The organism is Microbacterium sp. BK668 (genome assembly GCF_004362195.1).
In the GTDB taxonomy this organism is placed as follows: Bacteria; Actinomycetota; Actinomycetes; order Actinomycetales; family Microbacteriaceae; genus Microbacterium.
In genome coordinates, this window is the sequence record NZ_SNWG01000001.1 from 872,664 (window position 1) to 896,892 (window position 24,229).

Annotated in this window: 20 protein-coding genes; 15 read left to right on the forward strand and 5 right to left on the reverse strand. The window is 70.6% G+C overall.

The features are described from left to right. The first annotated feature begins 49 nt into the window (after positions 1-49). The 3 genes from EV279_RS03860 (at position 50) to EV279_RS03870 (ending at position 2,994) form a co-directional block, all read left to right on the forward strand. The gene (locus tag EV279_RS03860; protein ID WP_133541593.1) at positions 50-1,057 is read left to right on the forward strand and encodes a sugar phosphate isomerase/epimerase family protein; all 1,008 of its coding nucleotides are present in this window, start codon (positions 50-52) and stop codon (positions 1,055-1,057) included. A 72-nt stretch (positions 1,058-1,129) separates the two neighbouring features. Further along, entirely contained in the window at positions 1,130-2,002 is an 873-nt protein-coding gene (locus EV279_RS03865) for a ThuA domain-containing protein (protein ID WP_133541594.1), read from the forward strand. Positions 2,003-2,004: 2 nt separating this feature from the next. After that, positions 2,005-2,994 (forward strand): Gfo/Idh/MocA family oxidoreductase, encoded by a 990-nt coding sequence (locus tag EV279_RS03870; RefSeq protein WP_243728425.1) that lies wholly within the window; start codon positions 2,005-2,007, stop codon positions 2,992-2,994. A gap of 123 nt (positions 2,995-3,117) precedes the next feature. On the opposite strand, the gene EV279_RS03875 is transcribed toward EV279_RS03870, so the two are convergent. The 3 genes from EV279_RS03875 to EV279_RS03885 all read right to left on the reverse strand — a co-directional run bounded on the left by EV279_RS03875 (position 3,118) and on the right by EV279_RS03885 (position 6,923). After that, positions 3,118-4,257 (reverse strand): ROK family transcriptional regulator, encoded by a 1,140-nt coding sequence (locus tag EV279_RS03875; RefSeq protein ID WP_133544573.1) that lies wholly within the window; start codon positions 4,255-4,257, stop codon positions 3,118-3,120. 129 nt (positions 4,258-4,386) lie between these two features. After that, entirely contained in the window at positions 4,387-5,451 is a 1,065-nt protein-coding gene (locus EV279_RS03880) for an ABC transporter permease (RefSeq protein WP_133541596.1), read from the reverse strand. Then, the gene (locus EV279_RS03885; RefSeq protein WP_133544575.1) at positions 5,448-6,923 is read right to left on the reverse strand and encodes a sugar ABC transporter ATP-binding protein; all 1,476 of its coding nucleotides are present in this window, start codon (positions 6,921-6,923) and stop codon (positions 5,448-5,450) included. Before EV279_RS03885 ends, EV279_RS03880 begins: the two co-directional genes overlap by 4 nt. A 292-nt stretch (positions 6,924-7,215) precedes the next feature. On the opposite strand from EV279_RS03885, the gene EV279_RS03890 reads away from it, so the two are divergent. Together EV279_RS03890 and EV279_RS03895 are read left to right on the forward strand one after the other, a co-directional pair. After that, positions 7,216-8,256 (forward strand): substrate-binding domain-containing protein, encoded by a 1,041-nt coding sequence (locus EV279_RS03890; RefSeq protein WP_133541597.1) that lies wholly within the window; start codon positions 7,216-7,218, stop codon positions 8,254-8,256. 112 nt (positions 8,257-8,368) lie between these two features. After that, positions 8,369-9,514 (forward strand): Gfo/Idh/MocA family oxidoreductase, encoded by a 1,146-nt coding sequence (locus tag EV279_RS03895; protein ID WP_133544577.1) that lies wholly within the window; start codon positions 8,369-8,371, stop codon positions 9,512-9,514. Positions 9,515-9,543: 29 nt separating this feature from the next. On the opposite strand, the gene EV279_RS03900 is transcribed toward EV279_RS03895, so the two are convergent. After that, the gene (locus EV279_RS03900) at positions 9,544-11,037 is read right to left on the reverse strand and encodes a sugar phosphate isomerase/epimerase (protein ID WP_243728426.1); all 1,494 of its coding nucleotides are present in this window, start codon (positions 11,035-11,037) and stop codon (positions 9,544-9,546) included. 110 nt (positions 11,038-11,147) lie between these two features. Further along, on the reverse strand, positions 11,148-12,416 hold the full coding sequence (locus tag EV279_RS03910; protein ID WP_133541598.1) for an ROK family protein: 1,269 nt from the start codon (positions 12,414-12,416) through the stop codon (positions 11,148-11,150). Between the two features lie 104 nt (positions 12,417-12,520). Between EV279_RS03910 and EV279_RS03915 the strand changes: the two genes are divergently transcribed. From EV279_RS03915 to EV279_RS03960, 10 genes are all read left to right on the forward strand, one after another. After that, positions 12,521-13,573 (forward strand): Gfo/Idh/MocA family oxidoreductase, encoded by a 1,053-nt coding sequence (locus tag EV279_RS03915; RefSeq protein ID WP_243728427.1) that lies wholly within the window; start codon positions 12,521-12,523, stop codon positions 13,571-13,573. Beyond that, positions 13,570-14,361, forward strand: a complete 792-nt coding sequence (locus tag EV279_RS03920) for a hypothetical protein (RefSeq protein ID WP_133541599.1) — start codon at positions 13,570-13,572, stop codon at positions 14,359-14,361. The genes EV279_RS03915 and EV279_RS03920 overlap by 4 nt, the downstream gene beginning before the upstream one ends. Positions 14,362-14,468: 107 nt before the next feature. Then, positions 14,469-15,488 (forward strand): VOC family protein, encoded by a 1,020-nt coding sequence (locus EV279_RS03925; protein ID WP_133541600.1) that lies wholly within the window; start codon positions 14,469-14,471, stop codon positions 15,486-15,488. A gap of 78 nt (positions 15,489-15,566) precedes the next feature. Next, the gene (locus tag EV279_RS03930; protein ID WP_133541601.1) at positions 15,567-16,568 is read left to right on the forward strand and encodes a fumarylacetoacetate hydrolase family protein; all 1,002 of its coding nucleotides are present in this window, start codon (positions 15,567-15,569) and stop codon (positions 16,566-16,568) included. Next, positions 16,565-17,563 (forward strand): cyclase family protein, encoded by a 999-nt coding sequence (locus EV279_RS03935; protein ID WP_133541602.1) that lies wholly within the window; start codon positions 16,565-16,567, stop codon positions 17,561-17,563. Before EV279_RS03930 ends, EV279_RS03935 begins: the two co-directional genes overlap by 4 nt. Positions 17,564-17,596: 33 nt before the next feature. Then, positions 17,597-18,730 (forward strand): FAD-dependent monooxygenase, encoded by a 1,134-nt coding sequence (locus EV279_RS03940; protein ID WP_133541603.1) that lies wholly within the window; start codon positions 17,597-17,599, stop codon positions 18,728-18,730. Beyond that, a complete protein-coding gene (locus tag EV279_RS03945; protein ID WP_133541604.1) occupies positions 18,727-19,752 on the forward strand; it encodes an amidohydrolase family protein in 1,026 nt (341 codons plus the stop codon). The genes EV279_RS03940 and EV279_RS03945 overlap by 4 nt, the downstream gene beginning before the upstream one ends. A 161-nt stretch (positions 19,753-19,913) precedes the next feature. Then, positions 19,914-20,831 carry a fumarylacetoacetate hydrolase family protein gene (locus EV279_RS03950; RefSeq protein ID WP_133541605.1) on the forward strand — a complete coding sequence of 306 codons (918 nt, stop codon included), beginning with the start codon at positions 19,914-19,916 and terminating at the stop codon, positions 20,829-20,831. A gap of 289 nt (positions 20,832-21,120) precedes the next feature. Then, a complete protein-coding gene (locus tag EV279_RS03955; RefSeq protein WP_243728428.1) occupies positions 21,121-22,602 on the forward strand; it encodes an MFS transporter in 1,482 nt (493 codons plus the stop codon). A gap of 28 nt (positions 22,603-22,630) precedes the next feature. Beyond that, positions 22,631-24,226: a GMC oxidoreductase gene (locus tag EV279_RS03960; protein WP_133541607.1), complete on the forward strand. Its 1,596-nt coding sequence runs from the start codon at positions 22,631-22,633 to the stop codon at positions 24,224-24,226. Positions 24,227-24,229: the final 3 nt, after the last annotated feature.

The following is a 24,229-nucleotide window of genomic DNA, read 5'->3' on the forward strand; positions in this document are numbered from 1 at the left end:
CTCCCGTCACCGGATAGGTTTGAGATCACAACAAAGCAAAGGAGCTGCGATGCCTCGTCCGATCACCCTCTTCACGGGCCAGTGGGCCGACCTGCCCTTCGAGGAGGTTGCACGCCTCGCCGGCGAGTGGGGCTACGACGGCCTCGAGATCGCCTGCTGGGGCGACCACATCGACGTGTCGCGATGGGACGACGAGGCCTACGTGCAATCCCGCCGCGACATCCTCGAGCGCAACGGCCTCAAGGTCTGGGCGATCTCCAACCACCTCACGGGTCAGGCCGTGTGCGACGACCCGATCGACGTCCGCCACAGGGACATCCTCCCCGCCCGCGTGTGGGGCGACGGCGAGGCGGAGGGTGTGCGGCAGCGCGCGGCCGAGGACATGAAGAACACCGCGCGCTTCGCCGCGAAGCTCGGTGTGAAGACGGTCAACGGCTTCACGGGCTCGTCGATCTGGAAGGCGGTCGCGATGTTCCCGCCGGCCTCCGACGAGTGGATCGACGCCGGATACCAGGACTTCGCGGACCGCTGGAACCCGATCCTCGACGTCTTCGAGGAGGAGGGCGTGCGCTTCGGGCTCGAGGTGCATCCGTCCGAGATCGCCTACGACTACTGGACCGCCAAGCGCATGCTCGAGGCGATCGGGCACCGTGCCTCGTTCGGCCTCAACTTCGACCCCTCGCACTTCATGTGGCAGCAGCTGGACCCGGTCGCGTTCGTGCTCGACTTCGCCGACCACATCTTCCACGTGCACGTGAAGGAGTCGATCACCAACCTGGACGGACGAAACGGCGTGCTCGGCTCGCACCTGCCGTGGGCCAACCCCCGTCGCGGATGGACGTTCGTCTCGACCGGCCACGGCGCCGTGCCGTGGGAGCCGCTGTTCCGCGCGCTGAACGCGATCGGCTACGACGGCCCGACCTCGGTCGAGTGGGAGGACGCCGGCATGGACCGCCTCGACGGCGCGCCCGAGGCTCTCGCCTTCGTCCGCAAGCTCAACGCGATCACCCCGCCTGCCGCGGCCTTCGACGCTGCGTTCTCGACCAAGACCGACTGACGCTCGCACGCGCGACACCGGCCCGACGGGGCCGGCGTTCGGCGCGCCCGGACACCGAACCGAAGGAACACGATGACCGACGTCCTGAACGCGCTGATCCTCTCCGGGCACATGACCCGCGAGCACGACAACGAGCACCGCAGCTTCCGCCTGCACAACCAATGGATCACGACGCTGCTGGAAGACACCGGACGCTTCAAGGTCCGGGTCATCGAGGACCCGCGGGGCCTGGGCGCCGAGATCACCGACAAGTACGACGTGCTGATCGTCGTGTTCGAGGGACGGGACGGGTTCTTCGAGAAGGCCGTCGGCTTCGGAGCGGAGACGGATGCCGCGATCCTGCGGTTCGTGCACGACCACGGCAGGGGCATCGTGTGGTTCCACGGGTCGGCGGCCCAGGAGGACCGTTGGGGCTATCCCGAGGAGTACAACGTCATGCGCGGCGCGAAGCTCAGCGCCTACGAGACCGGCCTCCGCCCGCGGCCGTGGGGCGAGGCGCAGCTCGACACGGTGGAGCCGCGGCATCCCATCACCGAAGGGATCAGCGCCCGCTGGACCGTGACCGGCGACGACATCCTGACGGGCGTCGACCTCTACCAGGGCGCGCACGTCCTGCTCACGACGTTCGACGACCTCGAGGCCTACGAGAAGGCGCCCATGTGGCCGATGTCGCACTACCCGGTGGAGATCCCCGAGGGCGGCATCGCCGAGCTCAACGGCATGAACACCGACCAGCCCATCGCGTGGATCAACGAGTACGGCGAAGGGCGGTCGTTCACCATCACGATCGGTCACGACATCGACACGTTCCGGCGCATCGAGTTCATCCGGATGTTCCCGCGCGGCGTCGAGTGGGCCGCCACGGGCGAGGTGACGCTCGAGGGCCCCGACCGCCGCGGCGAGCGGCGCTTCCTGCCTTGGCCGTACTACAACCGGGAGGGATGACCATGTCCGAGTTGAGGATCGGCATCCTGGGTGCCGGCGGTATCGCAGAGCGCGCGATGGTGGAGCCGTCGCGCGAGGTCGAGGGCGTCCGCGTCGTCGCGATCGGCGCTCGTGACCCCGGACGTGCGCATGCCTTCGCCGAGCGGGTCGATCTGCCGAAGCACGGCGACTACCAGGCGATCCTGTCCGACCCCGACATCGATCTGGTCTACCTCGCGCTGCCACCGATCACGCACGCCGAGTGGGGCGTGCGCGCACTCGAGGCGGGCAAGCATGTCCTGTGCGAGAAGCCCCTGTCGGTCAACGGCACGACGGCGGCGGCCATCGCCGATGCCGCTGAGGCGACGCGACGCCGGGCGTTCGTCGGCTTCCACTACCGGCTGCACGGCTTCACGCAGCGACTGATCGAGGTGATCTCCTCGGGCGTGCTCGGCGACGTCCGGCGCGTGGACATCGACTTCAGCATCCCGCACTTCGTCGTGAAGCCCGGGAACATCCGACTCGACGGCGACCTGGGGGGCGGAGCGGTGATGGATGTCGGATGCTACGCGGTCGACCTTCTGCGGGCCGCATGGGGCGAGCCCGTCGTCGAGTCGGCGACCGCCGCGCGCTACGACGCCGATCCCAGGATCGATCTGCGGACGGATGCCGTGCTGCGCCTGCCCTCGGGAGCGCCCGCGCACGTGCGGGCATCCTTCATCGGCGACGACGAGGGCGCTATGTCACTGCGGGTCGACGGGACGCGTGCCCGCCTCGAGGCCACGAGCGTCATCGTGCCCCAATGGGGAGCGACGCTGCGGGTCACGGAGGGGGACGAGGTCCTCGTGGAGGAGAAGGCTGCCGAGGGCGAGAACAGCTACGCGCGCCAGCTGGAGCACCTCGTCGCCGTCCTGAAGGACGGCTCCCCGAGCATCCTCGACGCCGAGCGCGGCGTCGGCACGATGCGCATCGTCGACGACATCTACCGCGCGGCCGGCCTCGAGCCACGCTGACCGCCGGGCCGGGGCATCCGGAGCCTCATCCGGCCGACCACGAAGCGAGGGGATCTCGCGAAACGAGCGCTCAGTACCGCCGATCCTCCTCGTCCCGCGGGATCCCCTCGCCTGGCGACGGGGTCAGCCGGCGAGGGAGTGGAAAGCGTCGGGCGACAGCGCGTGGTCGATCGCCAGCATGCCGGCCCCGATGACAGCGGCGTTCTCGGCGGCGGCGGACTGCACGATCGCGAGGTGCTCGGTCGCAAGCGGCATCGACCGGGTGTACACGACCTCGCGCACGCCGGCGATGAGATGCTCGCCGACACGAGCCATCGATCCTCCGAGCGCGATCACGGAGGGGTTCATGAGGCTCACGCATGCCGTGAGAACCTCGCCGATGTCGCGTCCGGCCTGCCGCACCGCCTGGATCGCATCGAGGTTCCCTCCCTTGACGAGCGCGATGACGTCCTTGGCGCTGTCGGCGGCGACGCCCTGCGCGCGGAGCGTCCGGGCGATCGCGGGGCCGGAGGCGAGGGCTTCGAGGCATCCGCGATTCCCGCAGTGGCACGGCACGTCGGACCCTCGCGCTACCTGCACGTGCCCGATGTCGCCGGCGACTCCCTGGGCTCCGCGCTGCAGCTCGCCGCCGGAGATGACGCCCGCGCCGATGCCCGTGGCGACCTTGACGAACATGAGATGCGTCGTGGCGGGCCACGCCGTCGCGCGCTCGCCGAGGGCCATGATGTTGACGTCGTTGTCGACGAGCACGGGCACCTCCAGGTGCTGCTGCACCCATCCCGGCACGTCGAAGCGGTCCCACCCGGGCATGATCGGGGGATTGACGGGCCGTCCCGTCGAGTGCTCGACCGGCCCCGGCACGCCGATCCCGATTCCGACGAGCGAGCGGATGTCGCGGCCCAGCTCGTCGAGGAGCCCCGTCGCCGCATCGAGCATCCGCGTGAGCACGGGCACCGGGCCTTCCGCCACCGGGAGCTCCTCGCTGCGCTTGCCGAGGATGGCGCCCGTGAGGTCCATGACCGCGACCGTCGTGTGCGACGCCCCGATGTCGGCGGCGAGCACGACCCGCGCGCTCGGGTTGAGAGCGAACTGCGAAGGCGGTCGCCCGCCCGTCGACGCGGCTTCGGCCACCGGCATGATGAGCCCCATGCGCATGAGCTCGTCGACGCGCGCCGCTATGGTCGACCGGGCTAAGCCGGTCGACTTCGCCAGCTGCGCGCGAGTGCGGGGCGTGCCATCCCGCAGCAGCTGGAACAGTTCCATCGCTCCGCTTCCGGCGGCCGACTCGGGGGAGAGGGTGACCACTGCTCGGTCACCTCGCGGCGCCGCGCGGGCGAGAACCCGTCACACGTGTGCATGAATGGATGCCGGACCCCGGCCTCGACGGACGCGTCACGTCGCCCGACCCGTCGGCCTGGCGAACCGCTGCTGCAGAAGCACCGCGACGACGATGATGACGCCCTTGACGACCGCCTGGATCGACGAGTTCAGGTTGTTCTGCACGAACACGTTGGTCAGCGTCGTGAAGATGAGGACGCCGAAGACGGTCCCCGTGATCGTGCCGCGACCGCCCACGAGCAGGGTCCCGCCGACGACCACGGCAGCGATCGCATCGAGCTCCAGGAGCGTGCCGTGGGTCGACGTGCCGGCGGTCGTGCGGCCGAGGAACATGATCCCCGCGATGCCCGCGCAGAGTCCGGAGATCGCGTAGAGCCACATCGTGTGCCGCCTGACGTTGATGCCCGCCAGGCGTGCCGCTTCGCGGTTGCCTCCGATCGCCACGGTGCGGCGGCCGAAGGTGGTGCGGTTGAGCACCACCCATCCGATCGCGGCGACGATCGCGAAGATCCAGATGAGCATGTCGACCCCGATGATGTCGAGGTTCATGAACTCGATGAAGCTGCGGTCCCCGACCTGCAGCGTGCGCCGCTCGGCCAGCACCTCGGCGAGCCCGCGGGCGGCGATCAGCATGGCGAGCGTCGCCATGAAGGCGACGACCTTGCCGTAGGCGATCACGATGCCGTTGATGAGCCCCGCCGCGACGCCCACGAGCAGTGCGATCACGATCATGACAGCCCAGTGGAGCTGGTCGGCGAGATCCTGGATCACGGCGAGGGCCGCGACGACGGATGCGAGCCCGGCGACCGACCCGACCGAGAGGTCGATGCCGCCCGCGGTGATCACGAGGGTCATGCCGATCGCGACGACGCCGAGGATCGACGCCTGCCGCAGGATCGTGAGCGTGTTGCTCACGCTCAGGAAGGTGTCGGGCGCGGTGATCGCACCGACGATGACGAGAAGCAGCAACGCGACGACGAGGCCGAGGTTGCGGCCGATCGATCCCGACAGGAAGCGGCGGAGCCCCGAGGCGCGCTCGGTATCCGGTGCGCCCGCGGGCGGCGGTGCCTCGCTGGCGGTGGGGACGCCGGCTGTTCCCTGCGTTGTCTGCTCGCTCACGCGGCGGTTCCTTTCATGACGAGATCGAGCACGCCGTGCTCATCGATCTGGGCGGCGGGGAGCGTCTGGAGGATGCGGCCGTCGGCGATGACGAGGACCGTGTCGGCGAGGCCGAGCACCTCCTCGATCTCGCTGGAGACGACCACGATGGCGTTGCCGGCGGCGGCCAGTTCGCGGATGAGCGCGTAGATCTCGGCACGCGCGCCGACATCGACGCCTCGCGTGGGCTCGTCCAGCAGCAGCACCTTGGTGCCGTGCACGAGCCATCGCGCGAGCAGGATCTTCTGCTGGTTCCCGCCGGACAGCGTGATCGTGGGACGGTCGGGGTCGGCCGGGCGGAGTTCGAGCGACTCGATCTGCGCCCTGGCTGCGGCCCGCGCGCCCCGCTCATCGAGGAACCCCCCCTTGGCGAACCTTCGCATCGAGGCGAGGGTGACGTTGAAGTAGACGGGCTCGTCGAGCACGAGTCCCTGACTCTTGCGCTCCTCGGGCGACAGGCCGATGCCCGCGTCGACCGCCGCGACCACCGATCCCCGCGGGAGCGTCCTGCCGCCCACCGCGACCGATCCCGCCGTCGACCTGCGCGCTCCATAGACCGTTTCGAGGATCTCGGAGCGGCCCGATCCGACGAGCCCCGCGAGACCGACGATCTCGCCCGCGCGCACCGAGAACGAGACGTCGGCGAACACGCCGGCGAGGCCGAGATCGGCCACCTCGAGAACGACCGGTGCGTCGGCGGCGACGGGCGCGGCGGGCGGGAAGACGTTGGCGACCTCGCGGCCCGTCATGAGCCGGATCAGCTCGGGCGTCGGCGTCCCGGCGACCGGAAGTCCGCTGGCCATCGAACGACCGTCCTTGAGCACCGTGATCCGGTCGCCGATCTGCCGGATCTCCTCGAGGCGATGCGTGATGTAGACGACCGCGATGCCCTCCGCCGTCAATTCCTTCACGACGTGGAAGAGGTTCTTGACCTCCTCGGTGTCGAGCACGGCCGAGGGCTCGTCCATGATGATGAGCTTGATGTCGTGCGACAGCGCGCGCGCCATGCTCACGATCTGCTTGTTCGCCGCACTGAGCGAGCCGACCTCGGTGTGAGGCGAAAGGCCTCCGTGCCCCAGCCGCCGCAGCAGCTCCTTGGTCTGCTTCGCCGCCTCGGATCTCCTCGTGAAACCGCCCCGTGACAGCTCGTGGCCGAGGAAGATGTTCTCGGCGATCGTCAGGCCGTCGACGACGTCGAGCTCCTGGTACATCGTCGCGATGCCGAGCTCGATCGCCGACTCCGGGTTCGGGATCTCCACCTGCTCGCCCTGCCATGAGATGACCCCCTCGTCGGGACGATGAACGCCCGCCAGGGTCTTGATGAGGGTGGACTTGCCGGCGCCGTTCTGTCCGAGGATGCAGTGCACCTCGCCGGGCGCCACATCGAGATCCACGCCCCGCAGCGCCTTCACGCCCGCGAACGACTTGGTCACGCCCTGGACGCGCAGCAACGCCGCACCATGGTCATCTTTGATCACGGCATGAACATAACATGAGCCCTCCGCTCCGTCGATGCTGCTGGGTATGCGTCGAGCCCCGGCTGCCCGTTGACTTTACGCGGACCGCGAGGAAAGCGCTTCTGCCGCAACTAATACAAAAGCTGTCGCTGACGACAGCGGTCTGCTACCTTGAGGCCCGTCAGCGTGGACGGATCGGTCCGTAGCCCGTTCTTCGACGGATTCACCCGAGCGCTGCCGACCTGCATCACATTTCAAGGAGGAAAGAATGCGCTCACACCTGAAGGCGCGCACGCGGCTCGTGCTGACCGGCACGGCGGTCGTCGCCGCCATCGGTCTGCTCGCCGGCTGCACCGGGACGGGCGCCGACGAGGACAGCGTCGTCGACCAGGGAACGACGACCGAGGAGAACGCGGAGTCGGGCGACACCGTCGTCATCGGCTTCTCGGGCCCCGCCGCCGACCACGGCTGGCTCGGTGCCATCAACTCGGGTGCCCAGGCGGCCGCCGACAGCTTCGATGATGTGGAGCTGCGCGTCGCCGAGGGGACGAACGATCCCATCGCCCAGATCGCCGCGGTCGAGACGTTCGTCAACGACGGCGTCGACGCCATCGTTCTCCTTCCGACCGACGGCGCCGCTCTCACCGAGGCCGCCATCGCCGCGATGGAGGCGGGCGTCCCCGTCATCAACGTGGACCGCGAGTTCTCGAGCCCCTTCGCCGCACGCTCGACGATCCTCGGCGACAACTACGGCATGGGCGTCAGCGCTGGAACGTACATCTGCGAGCAGCTCGGCGGCGAAGGCTTCGTCGCCGAGATCGCCGGCATCGACTCGCTGCCGCTGACGCAGGACCGCTCGCAGGGCTTCGCCGACGCGCTCGACGACTGCGGACTGAAGGTCGACGCCCGTGTCGCCGCGGACTTTACGGTCGCGGGCGGGGAGGCCGCAGCATCCCAGCTGCTGGCCGCGAACCCCCAGATCGACGCCATCTGGAACCACGACGACGACCAGGGCATCGGCGTGCTGGCCGCCATCGAGGCAGCCGGTCGCGACGAGTTCTTCATGATGGGCGGCGCGGGAAGCCGCAGCGCCATGGAGGCGATCGAAGCCGACGACAGCGTGCTGAAGGCGACGGTCATCTACCCGTCGACGCAGGCGGCCGACGGCGTCGCGCTCGCGCGTCTCATCGCCCAGTCGAAGACGATGGGCGACCTCGTCACTCCCAGCATCCCGAACCGGATCGTGCTCGACGCTCCCGTCGTCACGAAGGACAACGTCGACCAATACATCGATCTGTCGTTCCAGTAAGCAGAGACCAGACCTCGGGCGTCCGTCGATGACGGCGGGCGCCCTCGGTCGACCCCAGAGAGGATGAGTCGTGACCCCCCTTCGACAAGCTCAGGAACCTCTTCGCGTGGCCATGATCGGCTACGGCTTCATGGGCGCCGCGCACTCCCAGGGCTGGAGGGTCGCACCGCGCTTCTTCGATCTGCCGCTGGCGCCGTCGATGGACGTCGTCGTCGGGCGCGACGCCGCGGCCGTCGCGGCGGCCGCCGGCAAGTGGGGGTGGCGTGAGAGCGCGACCGACTGGCGGGAGGTCATCGCGCGGGACGACATCGACGTCGTCGACATCGTCACCCCGGGCGACACCCACGCCGAGATCGCGATCGCGTCCCTCGAGGCCGGCAAGCACGTCCTGTGCGAGAAGCCGCTGGCGAACACGGTGGCCGAGGCGCAGGCGATGACGGATGCCGCGTCCCGTGCGGCCGCGCGGGGAGTCCGGTCGATGGTCGGCTTCACGTACCGGCGCGTGCCCGCCGCGACTTTCGCGCGCGACCTCGTCGCGGCGGGGCGCATCGGCGAGATCCGGCAGGTGCGGGCGGAGTATCTGCAGGACTGGCTCATGGACGCCGAGGCGCCGCTGACGTGGCGCCTGCAGAAGGACCGTGCCGGCTCGGGTGCGCTCGGCGACATCGGCGCCCACGCGATCGATCTCGCCGAGTACATCACGGGGCAGCGCGTCGAGACCGTCTCGGGCATCCTCGAGACGATCGTCACGGAGCGCCCGCTTCTCGGCGAGGGCGTCGGTCTCTCGGGCACCGCGCTCCAGGAACGCGGCCAGGTGACGGTCGACGACCTGGCGCTCTTCACGGGGCGGCTCTCCTCGGGCGCGCTCGCGTCGTTCGAGGCGACCCGGTTCCGCACCGGCCGCAAGAACGCGCTGCGCATCGAGATCGCCGGCTCGCTCGGCGCGCTGTCGTTCGATCTCGAGAGCATGAACGAGCTGGGCTTCTACGACGCGACCGCCCCCGGCACCGAGCTCGGCTTCCGGCGGATCCTCGTGACCGAGCACGACCATCCCTACCTCGCGCCGTGGTGGCCGACGGGGCACATGCTCGGGTACGAGCACGGCTTCAGTCACCAGGTGGCCGACTTCGTCACCGCCATCGCCGACGGGACCCAGCCCGAGCCCTCGTTCGAGGACGGCCTGCACATCCAGCGCGTGCTCGCCGCGGTCGAGCGCAGCTCGGAAGACGGCAGCGCCTGGACCCCGACCGACAGCTAGGCGCTCCGCGCCCTCGGGCGACGCCCGGCTCAGTGCGCGGAGGGAACGGACGCCTCCGCGAGAGCCCTGCGCGCGAGCGCGAGGTGCGCGCGGGTCATCGCGGCGGGGTCGTCCCCGAGCCACTCGTTGCCGCCCCACTCGCTGGTCAGCGTGCCGCGGAAGCCGCTGCGCACCAGGGCCGCGCCGATGTCGGCGATGGGGCGCGACACGCGGCGGTCCGCGTCATCCAGGTCCCAGAACTTCAGGTGTACGCCGGCGGTGAGCGGGAGCAGGGGCTCGAGGTCGGCGACCGACGAGCGGCCGAAGCGCACGAGCAGATTCATGAAGAGCGTGTGCACGGCGGGGGGCACCTCGCCGCCGCGCAGCGCGGCGAGGACGGCCGCGTGCGTCTGCGGTGAGCGCCAGTCGTCCTCGAGCCGGTCCAGCAGCGCGTCGCCGACACCTCCGGCGCGCAGCTCCTCGAGGTAGCTCGGGGGAAGCGCGGGCATGAGCATGCTGATGTCGATGAGCACACGGATCCGCGGATCGTCGAGCGACGCGAGCAGCTCGAGATTCTCGGCGTTCCCCGGCACATCGAGACTCTGCTGACCTTGGATCTCCTCGTAGAGCACGACGTCGAGCTTGGCGAGGACCGGCTGGAGTCGGCGCAGCAGCTCGCCTCCTGCCTGCCCGAACGGCACCCGCACACCCCGGGCGCCCAGCCGGGCGGCGGCGCGCAGCTGCGGCTCCAGGAACGCCGCCCGCTCCTCGAGCGAGCGGCGACGCACGGGCAGCGCCCAGTCGTCGAGGCTGCCGCCCACGACGCTCACGCGCCCGCCGGCGCCCGCGAGACGCGCGGCCAGAGCGTCGATCTCCGCGTCGGACGGCTGCGGGAAGGAGCGCCAGAGCTGGCCCGGCTCGACCTCGATGGTCGAGGCGATGCCGCTTCCGACGATGCCGACGGCGATGTCCGTCGCCGGCCGCTCGGCGCGGATGACCTCGCGCGTCCAGTTGAACGCGCTCGCGCCGAGATCCCAGCCGGCCTCGCCGATCGCCGGTCGCGGATCGACGCGCTCGTCTCGGATCAACGCCGCCGAGGCATCCGGATCCGGTGTCAGGATCCGATGCCGAGACCACGTCCCGGAGGGAGCGGAGCCGGATGCCTCGGCCGACGCGTCCAGCGCGAGCGCCGCGTCGGCGCGGAACGGCAGGGTCAGCGGGCCCGCGGGACCGGCCTGCAGATACGGCACGGCCAGCGTGAACGACACCGAGACGTCTCGCAGCCCGGGGCGCAGCATCCGTCGCCCTTCGAGGACGAGCCGGTTCTGCACGAACCACCACCCGGACTCGAACACGAGGGCGGACGGTGCGACCCGATGCCGTTCGAGCGCGACGACGACATCGACGGGCTCGCCGTCGATGACCACGCCGAGATCGGCGACGCTCGCGAGGGGAAGGGAGCGGATCCACGGCAGGCTCACCCGCAGGGCGAATCCGGACTCGGTCGAGCGGAGGGCGTCGGGGAGCAGGACGGGCAGCGACATGGCGCCCTACTCGGCGGGCGCGGGAACGGGTGCGGGCATGGGTCACTTCCTCGTGTCTCGGACTTGAGACAGGAATCTACCTGCTTTTGTCTATTTTCGGAAGAAGTGTTTCACGCCGCGACCGAGAAGATTCCCTGCACCGTCGGCCGCCCGTCGGCGAACCACCGCGGGAACGTCGCGTCGAAGAGCTGCTCGCGCACCATCTCGGCTCCGCCGCGCAGGGGCTCGCGCACGTCGTTAACCGACTGCGCGATGGTGAGGTCGCGGGTCGCGAGCGGCAGCGAAAGCTCGTAGACCCGATGGCGCACCTCGGCCAGGAAGATCTCGCCCGCCGCCGGAACGGCCCCGCCCACCACGATCGTGCTGGGGTTGAACATGTTGACGAGGGCCGCGATGGACTCGCCCATCACGCGAGCCGACCGCTGAACGAGGGCGATCGCGACGGCGTCTCCGTCTTCGGCGGCCATCGAGATCCGCTCCGGCGTGATGGCCTCGCCGGTCTGTGCCGCGCGCGCGAGGTACCCCGTCGCGCCGTCGGCGATCGCCTGCTCGGCGTCGCGGACGAGGGCCCAGCCGCCCGCGACCGCCTCGAGGCATCCGACCTTCCCGCAGCGGCACGGCACGTCGGAGTCGCGCACGCGCACGTGGCCGATGTCGCCTGCGGCCCCGTTCGCCCCCCGATGGAGGCGTCCCTGCGAGAGCAGCCCGGCGCCGATGCCCGTGCCGATCTTGCAGTAGATGAGATCGGCGTGCTCGTCCCGACGGCGCGCCCGCTCGTTGAGTGCGAGGAGGTTCACATCGTTGTCGACCCACACCGGCGCGTCGTAGCGCTGCTCGAACTTGCGACGCACGTCGAACCCGTTCCATCCCGGCATGATGGGCGGTGCCACCGGTCGGCCCGTGAGGAAGTCGACGGGGCCGGGAACGCCCACGGCCACGCCCCAGATGGGCACATCGGGCGTACGGGCGAGCAGTTCGTCGAGCATCGACATGGCGGTGTCGAGGGTCTCTGCCGGCCCCCGGGAGACGTCCCACGCGCGGTGCGTCTCGTCGATGATGTCGCCCTCGAGGAGCGCGACCCCCACGTGGATGTGAAGGGCCCCGAGCGCGCACACGACGATGCGACCCTGATCGCTGCGGAAGCGCAGAGTGCGCGGCGCGCGGCCGCCCGAGGAGGGACCGAACTCCCCGTCTTCGAGGAACCCCATATCGATGGCCTGATCGACGCGCTGCGTCACGACCCCGCGCCCGAGGCCTGTCACACGCCCGATCTCGGGCCGGGTGGATGCCTCGTGCGTGCGCACCATGTTCACGATGCGCAGCAGGCTCGTCACTTCGTCGGTCTGCGCGCCGAAGCGCAGTGTGGACTCCTTGGCCATAGCAGATTCTGACACAAGCTCGGGGTGGATGAGTCCATTTGAGAGCATCTATCGTCGCATCGAGGGAAACTTATGTAGTCTTCTCGCATAAGCGAGGGAGGGCGATGATGCCTCATGGAGTCGGCGTGATCGGAGCGGGGCCAGGCGTCGCGGCCCTGCACCTGCCGACCATTGCGCGCCTGGCCGACCGGTTCCGTGTCGTCCACGTCTCCGACGCGGGGAGCGGACGCGCGGCGACCCTGGCGGCCCGCGCCGATGCCCGGGCGTCGAGCGGTACGGCGGAACTGCTCGCCGATCCGGCCGTCGAGGTCGTCGCCATCTGCAGTCCTCCTGGCGACCACGCTGCCCAGATCCTCGCGAGCGTCGCGGCAGGCAAGCGCGCGATCCTCTGCGAGAAGCCCCTCGCGACGACGGTCGCCGACGCGGAGAAGGTGATCGAGGCCTGCCGTCGAGCGGGCATCCCGCTCGTCGTGGGAACCAACCACTACTACGACCCAGCGTGGGGGCGGGCGCGTCATCACCTCACCGTGTCCGGAGGGCCCGTCGTATCGATCTCGGTGACTCTCGCCCTGCCACCGAACAGCCGGTATCACGACGTCGTCACGGAGGCGTTCGAACCGTCGCCTGCGCGACCGAGAGCCGACCTCGCCGATCCCGTCGTCGCCGCAGGAGTCGTGCGGGCTCTGCTGACGGGTCTCGCGATCCACGATCTGCCGCTCGTGCGCGACCTCGCGCCCCGGTTCGAGCGGATCGTGTTCGCGCGGGCTCTCGCGCCCGTGGGCTACGCGGTCGGGTTCGTCGCGAGCGGCATCCCCGTGCAGCTCACGACCGTCATGCTCCCCGACGGGGCCGACGCACTGTGGCGCCTCACCGTCACGACCGACCGCGACCGGCTCGACGTGGACTTCCCGCCCGCCTTCGTGCACGCCGGCAGCGCCTCGGTGCGCGTCCGCACGATCGACGGCCGCGACACGGCCTATGCGCGCGAGCACGACGACGGGTACGTCGCCGAATGGCGCGCTCTGGCCGAGCTTGTCGAGTTCGGCGAGCCGGTGGAGTACGAGGAGCTGCTCGACGACGTGCGTTATGCGCTCCGGCTGGCAGACGAAGCCGCGGCCGTCGTGTCGACTGCGGGGCTCGTGGAGGTCTCCGCATGAGCATTCCCGTCTCCGCCGCGCCGGCCCGTTACCGCGGCGCGGTCGGGGAGCTTCCGGTGACCGCCCTCACGTCCGACTCCGCGGCCGGCTCGGTGGTCGTCGTCGACGGCGCCGGACGCTGGTGGGACGACGCGGCGCTGGCGATCTCGGCAGGGGCCGCGGCGATCGTGGTCAGCCGGCCGGCTCCCGCTCCGGCCGCGGGCGTCGCACGCCTGGCCGGCGCGCCGGTCGTTCTCGAGCGGCCGCTCCTCCGACCCGACACCGCCTCCGACGTCGAAGCGGCGCAGGCCGCCGCCCCGAGCGCCTCGGCTCTCGTCGTTGAGTGCCACGCGTCGGCGGCCGAACTCGGAGCCGCGCTCCGCGATGCGCTCGGGTGGGTCCGGCAGCTGGCGCCCGGGGCACCGGCGCTCCTTTCGACGGCCTTCGCCGACGGTCGGGGCACGGCCCTTATCGATGCGGGCGGCGGGGTCACCGTCTCCCTCGTCGCAGGGGCATCGGCGGGCGCTCCGCCGTGCGGGAGGATCCGCGCCACGACGCTCGGCGAGACGCGTCTGGAGGTCGAGCTCGAGGAGGGTGACATCCGCCTCACGACGACGGATGCCGCGTTCCGCCGCGTCTGGCCGACGCGGTTCGAGAGCGCCGAACGCATCGCGCTCCGGCGTGCCGCAGAAGCGGTGCGGTCGGGTGCGATGCCGTCCGATCTGGCCGACTACGCGCGCGATTCCGCGCTCGCCGAGGCGATCTGGCGCCGCGCATCGGACGCCGGGGCCGAGGCATCCACTTCATAAACGGTGCTGATCCGTGAGATAGGCGATATGCCGTTCCCTGATATGCCGGTCTCCGACGAAAGTTGTTGACGGGACCACACCCGAAGACTCACCGAAAGGGATCGAAGATGATCAAGCTGCTCTCGCACTTGTCGTACGTGGCGATCACGTCACCGGATGTCGAGGCATCCGTCGACTTCTACGTCAACCAGGTCGGACTCACGGTCGTCGACCGCGTCGACGGCGCCGTGTACCTCCGCTGCTGGGGCGACTACTACGCGTACTCGGTCGTGGTGCTGCCGGGCGACGAGCCGTCGCTCGACACCGCGGCGTGGCGCACCTCGAGCCCCGAGGCGCTCGAGGAGGCGGCGAGGCGCATCGAGGCCGCCGGCGTCCAGGGCGAGTGGGTCGACGTGCACAAGATCGGCCGCGCCTACCGGTTCACCGGCCCCTTCGGCCACACGCTGACGCTGCACTGGGACGTCACCCGTCACAAGGACACCGAGGGCGACGCCGCGTCGATCTACCCCGACCGCCCTTCGCGCCGCAGCAAGGTCGCCGGCGCACCGCGACAGCTCGACCACGTCACCGTCGCCACGAGCGACGTCGACGCCTTCGTTAAGTGGTACGTCGACGTGCTCGGGTTCCGCTTCATGGCCCGCACGGTCCTCGACGAGGCGCCGATCTCGGTGTTCTCCGTGCTCACGACCAACGAGAAGTCGCACGACCTCGGCGTCGTGCTCGACGGCTCGACCCGCGCCGGCCGGGTCAACCACTACGCCTTCTGGGTCGACACGCGAGAGGAGCTGCTCATCGCGGCCGACATCCTCGGCGAGAACGGCTACCCGATCGAGTACGGCCCGTCGATCCACGGCATCGGCGAGCAGAACTTCCTCTACTACCGCGAACCCTCCACGCTGCGCATCGAGCTCAACACCGGCGGCTACCGCAACTACGTGCCGGACTGGGATGCCCAGACCTGGCGCCCGTCGCAGGGATCGAACAACTTCTACCGCAACAGCGTCATGCCCATGTCGATGACGGAGTCGTTCCCCCCGGCCGACGGTCCGTCGGCGACGGAGGAGGGCGTGCCCGACGAGATCCGCGACGCCCTGATCAACCCCTACGCCAAGCACGGCCAGGGCTGACAGGCTCGAGGGTGGGGGCGCTGCGTGAAGGCGCCCCCGCCCTCGCACCACGTTGGCAGCCACGAACTCGGAGGACACATGACGACGACGTCAGAGGGGCTCGCCGCCCCCTTCGCCCTCGCACGATTCCGCGACGGCGATTCCGTGCGTCTGGGCCTCGTCGCGGGTGACCGCATCCGGCCGCTCTCGGCCGACGACCTCGGCGCGGGTGACCTCAACGACTTCCTCGCGCACGCCGACTGGGATCGCCTGGACGCGCTGGCCGAGCCCGGCTCCACGACGGTCCCCGAGCCTGTCGAAGGGTGGATGCCGCTCGCCGACGTCGTGCTCGCGGCACCCGTCGAGCCCCGGCAGGTGCTGCAGGCGGGAGCCAACTACCGCACCCACGTGGTGCAGCTCATCATGGCGGGCCTCACCAAGGGCGGGGAGTCGGCCCTGTCGCCGGACGAGGTGCGCGCCAAGGCGGAGAGCATCATGGATGCCCGCGCCGCGAGCGGGCGTCCGTTCATCTTCCTGGGCCTCCCGCAGTGCGTCGTGGGCGACGACGTGCCGCTCGTGCTGCCCGACTACAGCCAGACGCACGACTGGGAGCTCGAGCTCGCCGTCGTGATCGGCCGCGAGGCGTTCCGCGTCGACCCCGAGCACGCTCTCGACCACGTCGCCGGGTACACGATCGTCAACGACATCACCACGCGCGACCGGGTCTTCCCGCCCGATGTCGGCGACATCGGAGCCGACTGGTACCGCTCCAAGAACGCTCCGGGGTTCCTCCCCGCCGGGCCGTTCCTGGTGCCGGCGACCTTCGTCGACCCCGGCGACCTGTCGATCACGCTCCGGCTCAACGGCGACGTGATGCAGGACGCCACGACCGCCGAGCTCGTCTTCGACGTCCGGACGCTCGTCGCCGCGGCATCCCAGACCCTCCCGCTCCTGCCGGGCGACCTGCTGCTGACGGGCAGCCCCGCCGGCAACGGCCAGCACTGGAAGCGGTACCTGCGCGACGGCGACGTCATGACGGGGACGATCGAGGGCCTGGGCACGCAGGTCGTCCGCTGCCTCGCGGAGGGGCCCGCGGTATGACCGGCCCCTCCGAAGACCCGCGCGACCTCGACCGGCAGAACCCCGAGGGCGAGATCGCGGCCCGGGCCCGCGCGTACCGCAACTGGGGCCGCTGGGGCGAGGACGACCGTCTCGGCACCCTCAACCTCATCGACGCCGCCAAGCGCGTCGAGGCCGCCGGTCTCGTGCGCGAGGGCATCGTCGTCTCCCTCTCTCAGCCGTTCGACACGGACGGTCCGCAGACCGGGTGGCGTCGCCGGACCAACCCGGTTCACACGATGACGGACACCGGCACCGACGCCGAGCGCGGCAACCAGGGGTTCCCGCACGGGATCGGCGGCGCGGACGACGTCATCGCGATGCCCCTTCAGTGCTCGACGCAGTGGGACGGCCTCGGTCACATCTTCGACCACGGGGATGCGTGGAACGGCCGCCGCGCAGGCGACGTGGTCACGAGCGACGGCGACCTCGTCACCGGCATCGAGCACACCCGCACGGCGTTCGTCACCCGGGGCGTCCTCCTCGACGTCGCCCGGCATCTGCGGCCCGAGACCGGCGAGCTCGAGGACGGCTACGCGATCTCCGCGGCCGACCTCGACGCGACGATCGCCGCCCAGGGCCCCTCCAGCGCGGTGGGTCGCGGCGACATCGTCGTGGTCCGCACCGGGCGCTACACCCGCGCCCGCCGCGAAGGCTGGAACGGCTACGCCGGCGGTCCCGCGGCGGGTCTGTCGCTGACCACCGCGGGCTGGCTCCACCGCACTCAGATCGCGGGGATCGCGACGGACACGTGGGGCTTCGAGGTGCGGCCGAACGAGTTCGACGTGCCGTCCTTCCAGCCGCTGCACCAAGTCGTCATCCCCAACATCGGCCTGTCGATCGGCGAGATGTGGGACCTCGACGAGCTCGCAGAGACGTGCCGCCGGCTCGGACGGTACGACTTCTTCCTCGCCGCTCCGACTCTCCCGATCACGGGAGCGGTCGGGTCGCCCGTCAATCCCGTCGCCGTCCTCTAGATCCCCCGCAAACAAGAACAGAGAGGTTCTGACATGACCGCAGTCCGCAAGGTCGCCATCGCCGGAAGCGGCGTGGCGGGACTCGCCGCCGCCATCCAGCTCGCCAAGGCCGGCGTCGACGTCGACCTGTTCGAGGCCAAGCCCGAGCTCAGCGCACTCGGGTCGGGCATCTCGCTGCAGGGCAATGCCCTCCGCGTCTTCGACGCTCTGGGCGCGTGGGACGACATCCGCGCGGCGGGCTACGCGTTCGAAGGGCTGAATCTCCGCGCCCCCGGACCGGGCGCACCCATCGTCGCGCAGCTGCCCGACGTCAAGACCGGCGGGCCGGACTATCCGTCGGCGATGGGGATGCCGCGTCCCGAACTGGCCCGCATCCTCCTCGAGCACGCGCAGCGCGCCGGCGCGAACGCGCACTTCGGTCGGAAGGTGACGGCCATCGAGCAGGATGCCGAGAGTGTGGAGCTCTTCGTCGACGACGAGTCCGCCGGGCGCTACGACCTCGTCATCGGTGCGGACGGCCTCAACTCCACCGTGCGCGACCTCATCGGCATCGAGCAGAAGCCCGAGCCCACCGGCATGGGGATCTGGCGGTCTTTCGTCTCGCGCCCGGCTGAGGTGGAGCGCAGCGAGCTCTACTACGGGGGACCCGTCTACATCGCCGGCTACACCCCCACCGGCGAGGACTCGATGTACGCGTTCCTCGTCGAGAAGGCTCAGGACCGCTTCGGGGTGAGCGACGAGGACGCGACCCGCATCATGATCGAGGAGTCCCGCGCCTACGACGGCCCGTGGAACGACATCCGCGCCGACCTCGAGGGCGGAGCGCACGCCAACTACACGTGGTTCACCAAGCATCTCGTCGACGAGCCGTGGAACCGGGGCCGCGTGGTCATCATCGGGGACGCCGCGCACAGCTGCCCGCCGACGATCGCCCAGGGTGCCGCCCAGGGCCTCGAGGACGCCCTGGTGCTCACCGAGCTGCTCGTGCAGTCCGACACGCTCGACCAGAACCTGTGGGACGCCTTCCACGCGCGCCGGCTTCCGCGCGCGAAGGCGGTCGTCGAGGCATCCGTCCAGCTCGGCCAGTGGCAGATCGACGGCGACCGCGACGCGGACGCGGGCGGACTGATCTTCGGCATCGCGCAGCAGATGGCGCTCCCCGCATGAGCGACGCGACCACCGCACCGATCACCGACGTCCACGCGCACGTCCTCCTGCCGTCGCTGCACGCGGAGGTGGAGCGCCGCGCGCCCGAGGGGGTGGCGGAGGCGGCCGCGCTCGACCTTCGCCGCAACGGCGCCGAGAGTCAGGCCGTGTCGGGGCCGATGGTGGGCGCACGCGTGCCCAAGCTCACGTCGGTCGCCGAGCGCCTCGCCGCGATGGACGCGCAGAGCGTGGACCGCCAGTGGGTCAGCGCCTCGCCGAACCACTTCTATCCGTGGGCGCCGGAAGGCCTCGGCGTGTGGATCGCATCCGAGGCGAACCGCCTCATCGCCGAGCATGTCGCGCAGGCTCCCGACCGGCTGGTCGGTCTCGGCCTCGTACCGCTCCAGCATCCCTCCCGCATCCTGGAGTGCCTCGACGACGCTGTCCTCGGCCGGGGCCTCGCGGGCGTCGAGATCTCGTCGTTCGCGGGGGACGTCGAGCTGTCCGACGAGCGGCTCGAGCCGTTCTGGGCCCGCGCCGAGGAGCTCGGCTCGATCGTCTTCCTGCACCCCTTCGGCTGCAGCCTCGACGAGCGGCTCGACAGGTTCTACCTGGCGAACACCGTCGGACAGCCCGCCGAGAACGCCGTCGCGCTGTCGCACCTGATCTTCTCGGGCGTCCTCGACCGCCACCCCGGGCTCAAGGTCGTCACCGCCCATGGCGGCGGGTACCTGCCGTTCGCGATCGGCCGCTCCGACCGGGCGTGGCGCGTGCGTCCCGAGGCGCGGCGGTGCGAGCACCTGCCGTCGACGTACCTCCGCAGGCTCTGGTTCGACACGGTGGTGCACGACCCCGTGGCCGTGCGTCACCTGGTCGAGGTGGCCGGCGGCACGCAGGTCGTGCTCGGCAGCGACTTCCCCTTCGACATGGGGCTCGACGACCCGGTCGGCTTCGTGCGGGGTGCCGACCTCCCGGCAGAGCTCACCGCGCGGATTTTCTCGGGCAATGCGGAGGCCCTCCTCCAGACGAAGGTGCGCGCATGAGGATCGCCCGGTGGGTGGAAGAGCCCTCGCAGGCTCCAGGTGCTTCGCCTCGCTTCGCTCCCTCGACGACCGGTACTCCTCTCCCGGTCGTTGACCCAGGAGCGGAGCGCCAAGATGAAACGCGCTCGGAGGCGCGGGCGGCTTCGGTCGGCGAGGGGTTCGTGATCGACGACCGCGTCGTCCCGTTCCCGGACGGCCGAACCGTTGCCGACATCCTGGCGGGAGGTGTGGATGCCGCGCACGCCGCCTTCGCCCGTGTGAAAGACGAGCCCGGCACGGCGCTCGAGCACGTGAGGCTGCTGGCGCCCGTGGTCCCGGCATCCGTCCGCGACTTCGTGGCCTTCGAGGAGCACGTGGAGGGCGTCAGCGCCGGGGTCGAGGGCAGGAGCTTCGTCGCCCCCGAGTGGTACGAGGCGCCGACCTTCTACTTCACGAACCCGCACACGATCCTCGGACCCGGTGACGCCGTCTCGCCGCCGGTCACCAGGCGCCTCGACTTCGAGCTCGAGGTCGCCGTCGTCATCGGCAACGCGCCGGAGGTGGGCGAGTCGAATCTGACGGCGGGGGATGCGGCATCCCGGATCTTCGGCTACACGATCATGAACGACTGGTCGGCGCGCGACGTCCAGGCCCGCGAGATGAAGGTGCGCCTCGGCCCCGCGAAGGGGAAGGACTTCGGCACGGCCCTCGGCCCGTGGATCGTCACGGCCGACGAGCTCGAGCAGTATCTCGACGCCGACGGGTTCCTCGCCGTCCGCGCCGAGGTGCGCGTCAACGGCGACCTCGTCGGCGAGGACCTGGTGTCGAACATGGGATGGCCTTTCCCCGAGCTCGTCGCCTACGCCTCGCGCAACGCCCGGGTCGTGCCCGGCGATGTGCTCGGCAGCGGCACGGTCGGCAACGGCGGATGCCTCGGCGAGCTGTGGGGGCGAGGCTCGACCCTCCCCGCCCTGCAGGAGGGCGACGAAGTCCGGATGACGGTCGAAGGCATCGGCGAGCTGGTCGGCACGGTCGGCCCGGTCGTCGTGCCGCCGGAGCTGCCGCCCGCGCGCCCGCGCTCCCGCGCCCGCCGCCGCTGATCCCCCCGCACCACCCTCCGCACGCGGCGCACGCCGGCGAGTCGGGCTTTCGGGTGCGGGTCAGGGCGGAGGAGACCTCGACTCGTCCCCGCGGACTCGACCCGCGGAGAGGGGAAGGGCCGCGAGAGCCGACGATCGAGGCTTTGGTTGAAAAATAGCCAAAGATCGGCTAGAATCGACAGTGACGTCGGGGCTTCTTCCTGGAGCCCGTTCCCCGAAGCGAAGCCGCCGCGGGGGCACACCCCGTCGCGTCGATCGCCCGGTCGTACGGGTCTTTGCGCGTATGAGCATGTCACCGTGGAGGCTCCGCCTCCTGATCGTCTCCCTTCTGACGGTCTCCCTGCTGGGCGCCCTCGATCACACGATCGTCGCGACCTCGCTCGCCACCGTCGCCGGCGAGCTCGGCGCCCTCGAGCACATGAGCTGGGTGGTCGTCGGCTACACCCTCGCGAGCACCGTGCTGCTTCCTGTCATCGGCAAGCTGGGCGACGCGATCGGTCCGCGCGGGGTGTTCCTCACCTCGCTGATCCTCTTCCTCCTCGCCTCGCTCGCGTGCGGGTTCGCGCAGGACATGCCGCAGCTCATCGCCGCGCGCGTCGTGCAGGGGATGAGCTCGGCGGGCATCCAGCTCATGTCCCAGACCATCGTCGCCGAGGTCACGACCCCGCGCGTGCGGCCCAAGTACCTCGCGATCATCGGCGCCGCCTTCCCGATCGCGATCCTCATCGGCCCCGTCCTCGGCGGTCTGATCACCGACTACTGGGGCTGGCAGTGGGTCTTCTGGATCAACCTCCCCTTCGGCGTCGCGGCCCTGCTGCTTGCGATCGTCGCCGTGCCGAAGATCGCGGGATTCGGCCGTCGGCGCTTCGACCTCGCGGGATCTGTCGCGTTCACGGTCGGGATGGTGGCGCTCGTGCTCGCCGTCACGTGGGTCGGCGATGCGGCGCTCACCGCGGCATCCATCGTCTCGTTCGCCGTCGCCGCGATCGCGTTCGCGGCGTTCTTCCTCTTCGAGCTGCGCGCCCCCGAGCCTCTCGTGCCGCTGCGGCTCTTCGCGAACCGGACGGTGGCGGCGGGGGTCGCGCTCTCGGCGATCATCGGCATCGGGCTCTTCTCGATCACCGCCTACCTGCCCACCTACGTCCAGATGGCGTACCGCACGAGCGCGACGGTCTCGGGCCTGATTCCCATCGCGACGGTGTTCGGGATGCTGCTCTCCAACCTCGCCACCGGCTGGCTCGTGAGCCGGACCGGCCACTACCGCGTCTACCCCATCGCGGGCACGGCGCTCGGCGCCGCGGGACTGTTCACCATGTCGCTGCTCCCGGTCGGCGTGCCGCTGTGGGTGCCGATGATCGTCATGGCCGTCGTCGGCGTCGGCACGGGCGCGTTCATGAGTCTCGTCATCGCCGTCGTGCAGAGCGCTGCGCCGCGTCGCGACACGGGCTCGGTGACCGCGACCGTCAACCTCGTGCGCCAGATCGGCTCCACCGTCGCGACGGCGATCATCGGCGGCGTCGTCGGCTTCGGCGTCGCCGCTCGCCTGCCGGGATCGATGGATGCCTCGACCCTCACGCCGCAGCTCGTGCACGCGGCGGCGCCCGCCGTTCAGACGGAGGTGGCCGCGATCTACACGGGCGTCTTCGCCCCGGTCTTCGCGGCGCTCGCCGTCGTCTACGCCGCCGGCGTCATCGCCGCGATCCTCCTTCCCGCCGGCCGGCTCTCCGACGAGACCGCGCCCGTTGCCAGCTCCGAACCCGTCACCGCGTGACCCCGACGTGACCAGAAGAGGTACTCCCATGTCGCACCAGCCCACCGTCGCCATCGTCGGCTCCGGCCCGATCGGCTCCGCGTACGCCCGCGTGATCCTCGAGGCCGACCCAGACGTCCGCGTCGTCATGTTCGAAGCCGGGCCGCAGCTCACCGCCGTCCCGGGGGAGAGCGTGCGCAACATCACCGACCCGGAGGAGAAGGCCCGCGCCCGCGAGATGTCGCAGGGGCCGCAGTCCGGCGCCTTCCGCGAGACGCTGGGCATCCCCGCCGGTGTCGTCGTCGAAGGCATGTTCACGGCCCGGCAGGGCACGCACCTCCTCGACTTCGGCGGCGAGGGCTCGGCGCACGCGCCGACCTTCCCTGCCGCGGCGGGCGCGACCAACGTCGGCGGCCAGGGTGCGCACTGGACCTGCGCCATCCCGCGGCCCGCCTTCAGCGAGAAGGTCGACTTCATCGACGACGGCGAATGGGAGGACCTCATCTCGACCGCCGAGGGGCTGCTCCACGCCCAGAGCGCGGCGTTCGCCGACTCGCCGATCGGCACCGCCATCCGCTCCCTCCTCGACGACGAGTTCGGCGCCGAACTCCCGCCGGGCTACGGCGTGGGCACGCTGCCGGTCGCGGGCGACCCGCAGCCCGACGGGTCGATGGTCTGGGCGGGAGCGAACACCGTCCTCGGACCGCTCATCGAGGCGGGGACGCCCGAATCCGCACGATTCGAGCTGCGCGACCTCACCCTCGTCCGGCGCATCGAGCACGAGGGCGGCCACGCGACCGGCGTCACGATCGAGGACCTCCGCACGAAGGAGGTGTCGTTCGTCCCCGCCGAGGTCGTCGTCGTCGCGGCGGACGCCTTCCGGTCTCCGCAGCTGCTGTGGGCATCCGGCATCCGACCCGCCGCACTGGGGCGCTACCTCACCGAGCACCACGTGGTGATCACGACGATCGCGCTCGACGAGGAGCGGATGGGCGGGCTCATCTCGCAGGAGGAGTTCGAGACCGAGCTCGCCCGCCGCGCGCTGAACGCCGCCGATCCTGTCGCGGCGGTCAACCGCATCCCGTTCTCGGAGCCCGATCACCCGCTCTCGCTGCAGGTGATGTACGCCGAGAACCCGCCCTTCCAGCTCGACCCGTCGCACCCCGCCGCGGGCAACCGCTGGGGCTACGTGAACATGGGCTACGGCGTGCGCAAGTTCCCGCGCGTCGAGGACGGCGTGACCTTCCACGACGACGAGCTCGACTACCGGGGCTTCCCGAACATGACGATCGAGTACGCGCTGACGGATGCCGAGCAGCCCGAGCTCGACGAGGCCCACGAGCGGATCCGCCGCGCCGGCGCGGCCCTCGGCACCTTCATCGCCGAGCCGAGGCTCCTGCCGAACGGCTCGAGCCTGCACTACATGGGCACGATGAGGATGGGCGCGGCCGACGACGGCACGTCGGTGGCCGACCCCTGGTCGCACGTGTGGGGCTTCGACAACCTCGTCGTGGGAGGCAACGCCCTCATCCCGACCGCGAACACGATGAACCCGACCCTCATGAGCGTCGCGATCGCCGTGCGCGGGGCGCGGCGGGTGGTCGACGAGCTCGCCGACGCGCGAGTGGAGGTCTCGGCCGGCTGAGTG

What these genes read in the sequence shown, in the direction of transcription:
- EV279_RS03860 (WP_133541593.1), top strand. Translation starts at nt 50, where the DNA reads ATGCCTCGTCCGATCACCCTCTTCACGGGCCAGTGGGCCGACCTGCCC.
- EV279_RS03865 (WP_133541594.1), top strand. Translation starts at nt 1,130, where the DNA reads ATGACCGACGTCCTGAACGCGCTGATCCTCTCCGGGCACATGACCCGC.
- EV279_RS03870 (WP_243728425.1), top strand. Translation starts at nt 2,005, where the DNA reads ATGTCCGAGTTGAGGATCGGCATCCTGGGTGCCGGCGGTATCGCAGAG.
- EV279_RS03875 (WP_133544573.1), bottom strand. Translation starts at nt 4,257, where the DNA reads ATGGAACTGTTCCAGCTGCTGCGGGATGGCACGCCCCGCACTCGCGCG.
- EV279_RS03890 (WP_133541597.1), top strand. Translation starts at nt 7,216, where the DNA reads ATGCGCTCACACCTGAAGGCGCGCACGCGGCTCGTGCTGACCGGCACG.
- EV279_RS03895 (WP_133544577.1), top strand. Translation starts at nt 8,369, where the DNA reads ATGATCGGCTACGGCTTCATGGGCGCCGCGCACTCCCAGGGCTGGAGG.
- EV279_RS03900 (WP_243728426.1), bottom strand. Translation starts at nt 11,037, where the DNA reads ATGTCGCTGCCCGTCCTGCTCCCCGACGCCCTCCGCTCGACCGAGTCC.
- EV279_RS03910 (WP_133541598.1), bottom strand. Translation starts at nt 12,416, where the DNA reads ATGGCCAAGGAGTCCACACTGCGCTTCGGCGCGCAGACCGACGAAGTG.
- EV279_RS03915 (WP_243728427.1), top strand. Translation starts at nt 12,521, where the DNA reads ATGATGCCTCATGGAGTCGGCGTGATCGGAGCGGGGCCAGGCGTCGCG.
- EV279_RS03920 (WP_133541599.1), top strand. Translation starts at nt 13,570, where the DNA reads ATGAGCATTCCCGTCTCCGCCGCGCCGGCCCGTTACCGCGGCGCGGTC.
- EV279_RS03925 (WP_133541600.1), top strand. Translation starts at nt 14,469, where the DNA reads ATGATCAAGCTGCTCTCGCACTTGTCGTACGTGGCGATCACGTCACCG.
- EV279_RS03930 (WP_133541601.1), top strand. Translation starts at nt 15,567, where the DNA reads ATGACGACGACGTCAGAGGGGCTCGCCGCCCCCTTCGCCCTCGCACGA.
- EV279_RS03935 (WP_133541602.1), top strand. Translation starts at nt 16,565, where the DNA reads ATGACCGGCCCCTCCGAAGACCCGCGCGACCTCGACCGGCAGAACCCC.
- EV279_RS03940 (WP_133541603.1), top strand. Translation starts at nt 17,597, where the DNA reads ATGACCGCAGTCCGCAAGGTCGCCATCGCCGGAAGCGGCGTGGCGGGA.
- EV279_RS03945 (WP_133541604.1), top strand. Translation starts at nt 18,727, where the DNA reads ATGAGCGACGCGACCACCGCACCGATCACCGACGTCCACGCGCACGTC.
- EV279_RS03955 (WP_243728428.1), top strand. Translation starts at nt 21,121, where the DNA reads ATGTCACCGTGGAGGCTCCGCCTCCTGATCGTCTCCCTTCTGACGGTC.
- EV279_RS03960 (WP_133541607.1), top strand. Translation starts at nt 22,631, where the DNA reads ATGTCGCACCAGCCCACCGTCGCCATCGTCGGCTCCGGCCCGATCGGC.